4 protein-coding genes and 1 pseudogene are annotated in these 11,294 nt (G+C 43.7%); 1 reads left to right on the forward strand and 4 read right to left on the reverse strand.

Annotated elements, in window-relative coordinates; translation table 11 throughout:
* Positions 1-99 precede the first annotated feature (99 nt).
* Together CLIN57ABFB40_RS06845 and CLIN57ABFB40_RS06850 are read right to left on the reverse strand one after the other, a co-directional pair.
* Positions 100-4,314 (reverse strand): malectin domain-containing carbohydrate-binding protein, encoded by a 4,215-nt coding sequence (locus CLIN57ABFB40_RS06845; RefSeq protein ID WP_175629448.1) that lies wholly within the window; start codon positions 4,312-4,314, stop codon positions 100-102.
* A 97-nt stretch (positions 4,315-4,411) separates the two neighbouring features.
* Positions 4,412-6,880 (reverse strand): annotated as a pseudogene (locus CLIN57ABFB40_RS06850) (hypothetical protein); the annotation flags it as partial.
* A gap of 515 nt (positions 6,881-7,395) precedes the next feature.
* Between CLIN57ABFB40_RS06850 and CLIN57ABFB40_RS06855 the strand changes: the two are divergent.
* Positions 7,396-7,929, forward strand: a complete 534-nt coding sequence (locus CLIN57ABFB40_RS06855; RefSeq protein WP_175629450.1) for a GNAT family N-acetyltransferase — start codon at positions 7,396-7,398, stop codon at positions 7,927-7,929.
* Between the two features lie 203 nt (positions 7,930-8,132).
* Here the strand turns inward: CLIN57ABFB40_RS06855 and CLIN57ABFB40_RS06860 are convergent, their stop codons facing one another.
* Entirely contained in the window at positions 8,133-8,888 is a 756-nt protein-coding gene (locus tag CLIN57ABFB40_RS06860) for a creatininase family protein (RefSeq protein ID WP_175629451.1), read from the reverse strand.
* 180 nt (positions 8,889-9,068) lie between these two features.
* Positions 9,069-11,273, reverse strand: a complete 2,205-nt coding sequence (locus CLIN57ABFB40_RS06865; RefSeq protein ID WP_175629452.1) for an amylo-alpha-1,6-glucosidase — start codon at positions 11,271-11,273, stop codon at positions 9,069-9,071.
* Positions 11,274-11,294 lie beyond the last annotated feature (21 nt).

The raw sequence follows: 11,294 nt of genomic DNA on the forward strand, positions 1-11,294 counted from the left end.
GATTTAGCATATTATTAAAAAACAAAAGGAGACACTTAGTGTCTTTAGATTTCCTAGTGTCCCACTTTATTATTCTTTCAATACTATTTCTTATAAAATTTACTGAATATCCAATGCATCGAACGCCAAACCTTCCATATTCTCTGCCGAAAGTAGCACCTTATAATGTCCGGCATTGATAAATGTTCCGGTAGTCGTACTCATCATTTTCCACTTATCCGGTGTTTCCGGAAAGGTCAGGGTATCTTCTTTCAATACTACTCCTTTCGCATCAATGAACTTCATTAATACAGGCATTGGTTTGCCACTTGTATTCATGTATTTGAAGCGAAGTGCATAGACTTGAGCCAATCCGGTAGAGACATTCCATTCGATACTGTTGCCTTTTCCTTTAGCAAAAAATACTCCTATTTGTTTACGATGTTCTTTCTTCTGGAATTTACCTTTCAATACAGCAGTTTCCGCTTCATAAGCCACGCTGACGCGGGCGTTCTTGTCTTCGGGTAGCAGCTCTTTCGGCGTTTTCTCCATAACTTCTTTATCGGCTTTTTCCCAGCTCCAGTCGGATGCCGGGAAGATTGCCGGTTTCAGATTCGGATTGGTAGAAGCAATGGCAATACCTGACAGTAAAGCCTGTCCCGCTTTCACTTCCGGGAAATGTATTCTCAACGTTCCGCCTTTTACTGTGGCGTACACCACTTTCTTGCATACACCGTCATGGCCACTTTCCGCCCAAATATCCAAATCATCCAATACCAACGAATCATTTACGGCAACATCGAAGATACGCAACCCTTCACAATCGGTAGAAGCGCTGCCACCTGTACCATGCCAAGGCTCTGTGAAATATAGCTCTATGCGGTAAGTTCCGTCTGATACAGGGAAGCGATATTCCAGTTGATGACGTCCAAAACGGAAATGCTGGAACAGTTTCCAGTCACGGGTTCCCCGAATCGGGTCATTAGTGGTACGCTGGCTTGCAAGATAAGGATTCAGTTCCTTAAAGTTTTCCGCCCACGAACGGGAATAATTCGTATTATCCTGCATCCATAGTTGCCCGAAACTATCCGTATAATCATTTCCGCCACAATTAATACGATAAATATAATTATATCCGCCTGCTCCTTTCAATACAGGCTTTGCATCCTGATAAAGAGATTCAAAATTAGGGGCTTGTTCCAATCCGTTAAGCACAATTATGTCTTCTGCCACCGGCTTACCTTTGTAGTATCCTACGGCGCGGAGTACATTATAACGGATGTCCCTGTTCTCCCACATAAAATGAGTGCCTATGCCATTATTCTTTTTGCGTCCGAGGAAAGTAACTTTTTCATCGGTCATATCATTATAAAGCAGTACGGAATCACAATTGCTGTACGCTTCAATCGTAGCCCGGCGACGTCCTTTTTCAAAACGGTTCGCCCATGTATGCGATACCAAATAGATCATCGGGTCTTTGGCGGCAGGGATATAGTTTGCACGATACATATAATATACGTCCAACGGCTCTTCCCACGGAGTCACCAATCCTTTATAGTTAAACGGCCCTACTTTGTCTATTTTCCGATAGGCTTCGTCCGGCTGGCGGCGTCCGGGATTGTCATGGCTGCTATATATCCACTGGAACTGTCCGCAGACACTATCCTTAGCCTGTTCAGCCAAGCGAATTTTAGTTTCCATCAACTGGCACATTCGGCTTTCGCTCCATACTCCGTTGACTTCAAATGCTCCGGGTTCCGTATGCAAATCTATGCTTCTCCATGCCCCGTATTCTCCATTCAATAATTGGTTGGGTTGAGAGAGTTCACGCCCATACTTGGTCACATTTCCGCCATACGTACCACTCCAGTTCTGAATTACATTCCAGTCTGTACCTTCGCCGCCATTGCAAGTTGTGATAACACGCATCGTACGTGCAGTCGGGTCCATTTCACGAATAATCTCACTGCACTCTTGTGCAAATTCACGAGGTAAAGTACTTTCATTCTGCAATCCCCACATCACTACCGACGGAGAATTACGACGTTCTTTTACCCATTGACGAAGTAATCTCTTGAAGTTCTCACGAAATTCAGGTGTATCATACCATACGTGAGCGGAAAACTGTGTCCAGAAGAGGACACCTTCTTTATCCCAATATTTCTGATAATCGAGGTGATGTGGTTGATGGGCGTCACGGAAAGCGTTGAAACCTGCCGCACGCATCTGTTTTACCCTGGCAGCCACCTGTTCCTTACTGAATGCGTGGCTTTGCCCGAACTGATGTTCATATTCGCATACGCCATTAATAAAGACAGGCTTTCCATTTAGATAGAAACGTCCGTTTCCATCATTTCTCTTTACTGGCCAACTGATTGTGCGGATACCAAAAGGAGTGGATATTTCATCCGTCGTTTTTGTATTCCGCTTTATCATGCTTGCCAGTTTATAAAGATACGGATTCTCCGTTTCCCATAAAACAGGATTCTCTACGGGGGCTTGCTGACGAATCACTTTCATTTCTCCCGGCGTCAAAGTTACTTTCTCTACTAGGCGGAATACTTGTTTGCCGTCGGCATTGCTCAATTTATTGACCAGTTCGATTGTCGCCACAGTTTTGCCATAGTTTTTGACTTCTGTCTCCACAAATACATTGGCTGCCTTATCGTCATTCCAGATATGTACTCCAAATGGTTCGATACGAACTTCATCCGTTGCTTCCAATACGACAGGACGGAAAATTCCCAATGGCTGGGAACCCTCACTGAATCCCCACTCCGACGAGCAACCGCCACATACCCAAGGCATATCGGCTATCATCTCCGGATGTTCAGCTTTTACTTCCAGTTCATTTGCCCCTTGTTTCAGCGCATCGGTAACATCCAACGTCAGTGTAGTGCGACCGACAGGATGCCGTCCGAAATCCTTTCCGTTCAGTTTTATCGTTGCATACGTGCCGACTCCCTCAAAACGAAGAAAATACCGTTGGGAAAGTTGAGAGTTGAGAGTTGCGAATTGAGAGCTGTCGAAAGTGAAATTCTTTTTATAGAGAGCAGTTCCGTGAAGGTTGCCATGAGTCAATTGACGATACCCATAATAATCATCCCAGTTATGAGGTATATTCACAATCTTTTCACTCTCCACTCTTAACTCTCCATTCTCAACTCTCCAAGTTTTCCATCCATCATTTAGTTCAGTGATTATCCGGCGATTCTTAATCTCCGGTTTCGGGAAACGGACAGCCGAGCGTCCCATCGGCTTGCTTGTAGCAATAGCAATGCCACGCTGTTCCGCATTGTTTACCGCACAGTAGAAATGATAAACTACCCCGTCGTGTTTTACCACATAACTTTTATGGGCAAACAGTTCATCGTAGTTTTTGGAAGGAATAATCAAATCGGCTCCATGCCAATCCGTCCAGTTGACCAAATCATAGCTTGCGGCAAATGTATTAAACGCCTTATACTTGCGCGAAGGTTCAAAAGCCGAGAAGTAGAACATCACATAGACGTCTCCTATTTTCTGAATGTGCGCATCTCCCGTTATTGTTCCGTCCGCCTCATGTGCGAAGACCGGGTTTCCGGGATACCGCTTCCATGACTTCATATCTTTTGAAAGGGCGATGCCTACACGTTCCCCTTTCAAGTCCGTTTCGGGATGGCGTCCGCCTGCGTTATAGAACATGACAAACGGAGCACCCAGCGTCTTATCCTTATCCCAGTAGACAGTACTCTTATATTGGGTTAGCTTTTCCCACCATTGGGCGTCTTTATCATGGATACTCAAAATCGGTTTATCCAAGGATTCCCATTCGTGGGCAGTAGAGATATCTCCTTTCGTCCATGCCAGTCCGACATAGAGCGGTGCTTTCACAGCTTCGTAACCGGTTCCCTCTCCACCGATATAAGTCATCCAGTGACGGCCTTTATAAGTCTGAAGTTCGTAGCTGCCGCCCCACTCCATATCCGGCAATGCAGGAAAGCCGCCGCGCTGGTTACAGTCCCATTTACCATCCCGATAAGAAAGGATTCGCCCCAAAGTACGCCATTCGAGCAGATTGTCGCTTTCTGCTATCCAAGTCTCGTAGCCACGACCGTCCGTACCGCTCTTGCCGTTGTAAACGACGTAAGTCATCAGCCACTTGTCGCCCTGACGAAAAACGGTGGGGCAGTCAATCTTATGATAATTGTCTGCCGGAGCCACAGCAAGCCCATATTTATAGGGTGTCTTCACTTCCTCATAAATCTGTTCCATCCGTTCTTGCGGAACTTCCCGTTGAGCAAAAACGAATGAAAATGATACAGCCAGAGTAAAAAATAGAATTTTCCTTTTCATTATATTCTTTCATTACTTACTATAAAAATTATACAGATTCACACAGGTAAAGATATTGACAATCTGTGTGAATCTGCATTTTATCATGGTGTGTATGTTAATAGAACAGCCAATCCATAGTTTCTTCATCTCCGGCAAGTCCGGCATTACGGGCTTTCGTATCCGCAGCCGTAAATCCCAGCACCTGCAAATAACCTTTTGGTAACATCAGCGTATGTTTTCCTGCCGGGAAACTATATGCATGTACATTTGCCAAAGGCATTCCGTTGATGCGAACCGCGTTCGTCAATACAGGTTCCGCCTGTCCATAATCATTAGCGGAAGCATCTATTTCCAATTTCGGAGCTTTCGCATATTTCTTCTGGTCGTCTTTGAAATAAGCCACCATCAATTTCACCGGAGCATCGGTTTCAAAAGTGATGCTTGTCCCCTTTTCGCGTTGCTCATTTCCGTTAAAGCGGAATGCTTTCATTCCTTTCAGTTCGGGAGCTATCGCTTCTATCTTGCCGGGAAGGTCAGCAAATAATGATGTTCCTTCATCCAGTTTCACGGTCGGATAGTTGGATATTAGTTTCACGTCAGCAGGAGTCCAGGATGCAATTTCGACTGTTTCAGTAACCGTATTTCCATCCTGTTTCTCTTTCAACATGGCGAGATTGGTCTTGAAATTCTCCAGTTCCTTTTCGTAATGCACCAACAATTCTTTCCAAGTCTTATTCTTGCCGTCGTCCCCACCGATAGGAATACGACGTTGTGCGGTCTGCATACTGTTTGCGTACAAATAGTGTTCATCGGTCAATTCCACCAACTTGCGATAATGTTCCAAACTTTGCTCCATGAGAGGAATAGCCTCTTCCAGGTTCTTAATGTCTTTTCCCCATTGATAATCCAATACCAACTTCGCGGCTTTCACTTTCAGGTTGAACGCATACGCAAATTCACGATAACAATGCATATCATTCTGTAAACGTGCAAACTCATCCTTATTGGAAGATACGGAAGCGGCTGCCTTATCTATCGCCGCCACAGCCTTGTCGCCATGCTCTATCACTTGGGCAACAATATCCAAAGGCATTTCACCTGTATGAGGTTGTTTTTTCCATTCTTTCTCTACATATTCAATCAACTTCTCGCCTTCCGGTCCGCAGCTTTCATAGAATCCAGGGTAAATAGTGTATTTATAAGGATTGACAAGCTGGCTCATAAACATACCCAGCAACAATGTCTGGCGATTTCCTTCCGTGATACCAAAACGGCGGAGCAGTTTCGGAGCAATCTCCCCGCTTTCTTCATAAGCCACGCGGATATTACCTGCATTCTCGTCAGATGTTCCGTAGAACTTGCCTAACTGTTGGTTCCAATAACCGACTTCATCTGTACGGTCACGATGGCAATTCCATGCATAGCGTCCCCATGTCTGATACCAAATCCAGTCACGGTCTAATTGGAACTCACGTTCACCATTTGGCAGTTTGTCGGCAGTATAAGGCCAGTCCCAATAAGAAGCCTGCGGATAAAGATGCAAAGCATTGGCGCCATGTACATTGTGCATTGCCTGCACCGCTTTTTGGACGAAATCAGGAGAACCCCAACGGAACGGTTCCAAGTTTGCCAAGATATGTACATTGCTGATATGGATAGAGCCCAAAGAACTCAAATCCGTATGAATCTTCGACCAGGGACCGCGTGGCTCATACGTTGTCAGAGACTCGCCGTTGTACTTATGCATTGTATAAAGATTCTTATATATCGGCAACGCAGCATCCATTACCAACTTACAATCTGTATCGTGTGCACGCAGCAAGAGAGGCGGTTCGTCCGTACGTCCCAATGCCTGCAATCCGTCTTTTACTCCCGGAATAATCGTCTTGGTAAACCATTCCACGTCATCCTCTACCGTACACATCGCTTCACCCAGGCAAACCAATAATCCCACATTCGGATACTTCTCGATAAAGGCGGCAATACTCTTACGGGTATAATCAGCAATCAGCGGAGTGATAGGACGGTTACGATCTTGGGTTTTCAGTCCGTAATGTTCCGCAAACGGTTTAGAAAGAATAATATTATAGAACATCTGAATGACGAAAATACCACGCTTATCCGCTTCTTCTGTAAGGAAAGAGAACATCTCCTCATTTTTCTTGAATGTTTCCTCGTCCACTTCCAGTGCAAACGGATAATCTTCCAGTTTCACCAATGACGCAAACGGGTGTCCGTTCCAGAGATACAGGGAATTCATACGGTTGGCAACCAGCATATCCAAGTATTTAATCCATTGTTCCTTATCATAAAACCACGGGAAACTCTCGGGAGTATAGGGATATTCATAAACACCGTGTCCCGGCAGATAAGTCATTTTCTGCAAACCCACACAAGCACCGCGAAGTACCATTTCCGGACCATCCTTCAACTCTTCCGGGAAGTCCAGTTTTCCTTCCGAATCATTCACACGGTCTATCAGTTCACGGCATCCGTAGATTACGCCGCTGCCATCCCTGCCGGAGACTTTAGTAAGATTGCCGGCAGTCGTAATATGAAAACCCTCTTTTTTCAGAGTGGTATCATTCACTTCTGTCAGCAGGATTGTCTTTATTTCCGGGTCGGAGAATGTGGTGTCCCCCTGTTGCATCATTACCTGATAACCGGCTTTATCCAGGGTAGTCTGTAACTGTTCCGCACCGAACAGGACGCGGTTCGACGCATCCGGCGGAGTCATAATTTTCACAGTTTGCTTGCCACACGCTGTCAATAGTAGTGCGCATGCCGCAAACATGAATAATTTGGTATTCTTCATTCTTCTGATATATATTATTAATTATATAAATTCAGTTCTTCTCTAAGAGAAAGACGAAATAACCGCTTGTTTGTACTCATTCGCCCATTATTCCACTATTCAATACCATATTACCGTTAATTAACTTGTGACAGTATGTAATTCCCTCATTCTTTAAAAGTTATACTTATATCCTGAACACACTGGATGACATGCTTGCGGAAGTCTAGGAATAACACAGTCTGTTGGTATCATGCTACGGACTGAATTTTATCGTATATTTGCATATTATTATTCTCACAATTATGCAAATATATATAGAAACACCCCGCTTGATTCTCCGTGATTGGAAAGAGGAAGATATTCCGGCATTCGCCCATATGAATGCCGACCCTCATGTAATGGAATTTTTTCTCAATCCGTTAACTGCGGAAGAGACGTTTGCTTTTTACCAACGTATTCAAAAGGAATTTCAAACCTATGGTTTCGGACTGTATGCCGTTGAGCGTAAAGAAGACCATGCGTTTATGGGATATACCGGGTTACACCAGATTACATTTGATGTAGACTTTGCGCCGGGAGTAGAAATCGGCTGGCGACTGGGACATGAATATTGGGGACATGGCTACGCTCCTGAAGCTGCAAGTGCTTGTATGGAATACACTCGTAAGCAATTGGATATTAAAGAGCTATATTCGTTTACATCTTTACCAAACCTCCGTTCGGAACGTGTAATGCAGAAGATAGGCATGGAACGTATGAAAGAGTTCGACCACCCGCTTGTTCCTGCTGACCATCCACTGTGCAGACATGTAGTTTATCATATGAATTTAAGGTAAAAGATGAGGGCTGTGAGGGGTAAAAAGAAAAGTCCTTCCGGATTTTATTTTCAGAAGGACTTGTATCAATAGTTTCAGTTCCGTGGCAATTCGTTAGAAACAATCTTTTGTGATAGTGACGGTATACTGTCCACATAGTGACGCTATACTTACTGGATACCGTCACTATCACAAAAGGATAGCGTCACTATATTTTTTGCAATCTAGTAAAGTTCCTGATTCACCAATTCGTCAAAGAGCTTTGCATATTTTTCTGCGACTGCTTCTGCAAACTTCCTGCCTTTTTCCGCGGAAGCTCCACGCGGGTCACCCACACCGGTATCTTTGGATACCTTTCCCCAGTTTCTGGGAATCCATGCTACTTTTTCATTCAAAGACTGTACGGCAAAGGTTTTATATTCTCCATTCCCTGCTTCTTCAAGATTGACCAGTTCGGGGTGATAGTGCATCATTACCGATGTCTCGACTTCATCTGCATGGTCACCCGGATTTTCAAAATAGTCTTTTGCCTTTAATACAGTGTACCATTCGCTGGATGCTATCAAGAAATCAGGATAGTCTACCGACAAATCACGAATCATACTTTTAAAAGTATTGCCGCCATGCCCGTTGATAATAACCAATTTACGGATGCCTTGAACATAAAGGGAAGAAACAATATCCGACAATATCGCTTTCTGTGTTTCATAACGCGTATGGATACAGAAAGGTAATTCACGTTGTCCTGGATTTTGTGACCCCATACCGATGGGCGGCATTACCATACAGTTCACGCCATATTTCTGTTTTGCCAACAATGCAGCATCAACTGCTACATCATGGGAAAGAATACAATCCGTCATATAGGGCAAATGCAGATTATGAGGTTCGGTAGCTCCCCACGGCAATGCCACAATATCATATTTCCTGTCTTTTACTTTTCCATAACAAGATATGGATAAATCAACTTCTTTATTCATATACCTTTTTTATTTCTAATGATTATATTATTTCATTTTTACTATCACAAATAGCTTGTTGTAGCAAAGATAGGAATTGTTTGGAGATTTTATACGAAAAAGTCCCTGATTAACAATTCCTTTTTTCAACTGGAGAATCATTAACCAAGGACTAAATTCACTAACTAATTAACAAATAGATTACAAGCGATAAGTAACCGTTCTTTCTTCCGGAGAGTCAATCCAAAGACGCCATGTGTCTGCTGAGACTTGCTCTATGGTTCCTATATTAGCTTTCGGTTGGCGACGGCTCTTGATTGTCAGATATCCCTTGCCTTCCGTTGCTTTTACTTTTATTGTTTTATTATCCATATAGATATGGATATTGCCATTCGGAGTAGGAACAGTGCCTTCCATCCATTTCAATCCGCCTAATGCCGGAGTAATAGCAAATTCTTTATAGCCTTCTTTTACAGGTTTTACTCCCAGGTAGTATTTACCCAACAGATAAATAGGGCTTGCTCCCCAAGCATGGCACAAACTCTTTCCATATGGACGTCCGTACATGGCAAGATGTTGCGTGCCACTCTCTTCCGGATTATATTTCTCCCAAAATGAAGTAGCTCCCTCTTTCAACATTCCACCCCAGTAGGCTTTCATCTCTTTCATTACGGCATTTTGTTCGCCAAGAGCGCAAAGGGCTTCCAGTTCGTAGAAACGCATATAAGGGGTTGTTATTTTCAAGATGCTGTCATTCAAAAGAACTGAATGTTTAATGGCTTGCTGCTTGTCTCCATTCAGATATTGGAAGAATACGGAAAACATATTCGCATAGCGGGTTACGGCATCACTCTGCTGCCCATTCACGCAGTTATGTACGAAGGCTTGTTTCTGGTAATTCCAAAAAGTTGGTTCCAGTTTTGCTTTCAAAGCAGCGGCTAGTTTCTCATATTTCTGCTTGCCGGTTGTATCTCCTACCAATTCTGCACATAATGCCATAGTTTCCAAACTTCTACAGAATAAGACTTGCTCGAAAGAGAGTTCTCCTTTCTTATCCAGATAGCCGTCTGCCCAGTCTACAAATACCCAGTCGCCGGTCATTCCTTCTACCATGCCATTTTTATTGGTACGTCCCAGTACGTAGTCCATCATTGTTTGCATACGTGGGTATAGCTGATTCACGAAGTGGCGGTCGCCACTGTACATGTAATAATCATACACACTAAGGAACCAATAGAAAGTATAATCCATGATAGTGTTACTATGACTTGTCACAGGGTCTTTGCCGCGAAGCAGCCAAATAGTACGTTTTACGGATTCATTATCAAAGAAAAGATAATAGTTCATCAGGTAACTTTGGATAGCGTCGCCACTCCATACCCAACGGTCGCGTTTGATGCCGTCAATAAAGAATTCGCGGGTAGTAAGATGCATGGTGTATGCACCTACTTCCCAAATTCGGTTCAGTTCTTCATCATTGCATCGGAAATTGCCACGGTATTCTTCGGGAAGATATTCATATTGCATGGATACTTCTCCAATCTTCACACCCGGTTCATGGATAATATAGACATAGCGGAAAGCCTTGCTATTCTCCAATGTATATTCGTTATCTGAATTATTCAGAGGTGAAGTGCTGCGGATAGCAAGGTCGGTAATTTGCCCCGGTTCTAATAGTAACTTATCCAATGTTTCGCAATACGCCTTATCTTTTGCTTCTTCGGGACTTTCACCGTAGTAAATCTCTATCTTTCCTTTTCCGGAAAGATTCTTTAATGTGATAAAACCAAACGTTTCTTTTCCAAAATCATAAAGAATTCCCCCTTTGGACTGTTCTGTTTGAGCAACAGGTTGCTGCGGTTCACGCATTAGGCTGAATTGGGAAGGACGTTGGGTGGCTCCGTCAAAGTTCCAGCATCCGGCATCCATATAAATGGTGGCAGACGTATCACTAGCCTTGCCGCTTTCGTCAATCCATTCCTTATCTTCATACGTCACACGCCAGGAAGAATCAGAATTCACAGTCTTTCCTTTCACGTAAATAGTGGGCGGTGTAGCCTGGTTCCAGACTTTGATATTCAAGTTATGCTTTCCTGCCGGAAGTAACATCGTCTCCGGCATACCGAACTGAAGTTTTCCGTCCAACTTGACGTTATACTTTCCTTCCGCGGCAATAAAGATTTCTTCCGGTTCGGCAAGATTCAGTTGCTTGCTGAATTCTACGACTACATAATGACTATCTGTTTTCCAAAAAGGCGGGAAGAAAGCGCCGCGTTCCGTACGGCGGTTATTCATTTGGTTGCCCAACCAAATTTCATAGTCTCCCGGATACCATATCCAGGTCTGTGCAAAGGTGCTGCTCGCCAAAGACAAGGCACCAAGTAATATCATATACTTCTTTTTCATTATTCTTTCTATTGCTAACCA

This window comes from Bacteroides acidifaciens (genome assembly GCF_903181435.1).
In the GTDB taxonomy this organism is placed as follows: domain Bacteria; phylum Bacteroidota; class Bacteroidia; order Bacteroidales; family Bacteroidaceae; genus Bacteroides.

What these genes read in the sequence shown, in the direction of transcription:
- CLIN57ABFB40_RS06845 (WP_175629448.1), bottom strand. Translation starts at nt 4,314, where the DNA reads ATGAAAAGGAAAATTCTATTTTTTACTCTGGCTGTATCATTTTCATTC.
- CLIN57ABFB40_RS06855 (WP_175629450.1), top strand. Translation starts at nt 7,396, where the DNA reads ATGCAAATATATATAGAAACACCCCGCTTGATTCTCCGTGATTGGAAA.
- CLIN57ABFB40_RS06860 (WP_175629451.1), bottom strand. Translation starts at nt 8,888, where the DNA reads ATGAATAAAGAAGTTGATTTATCCATATCTTGTTATGGAAAAGTAAAA.
- CLIN57ABFB40_RS06865 (WP_175629452.1), bottom strand. Translation starts at nt 11,273, where the DNA reads ATGAAAAAGAAGTATATGATATTACTTGGTGCCTTGTCTTTGGCGAGC.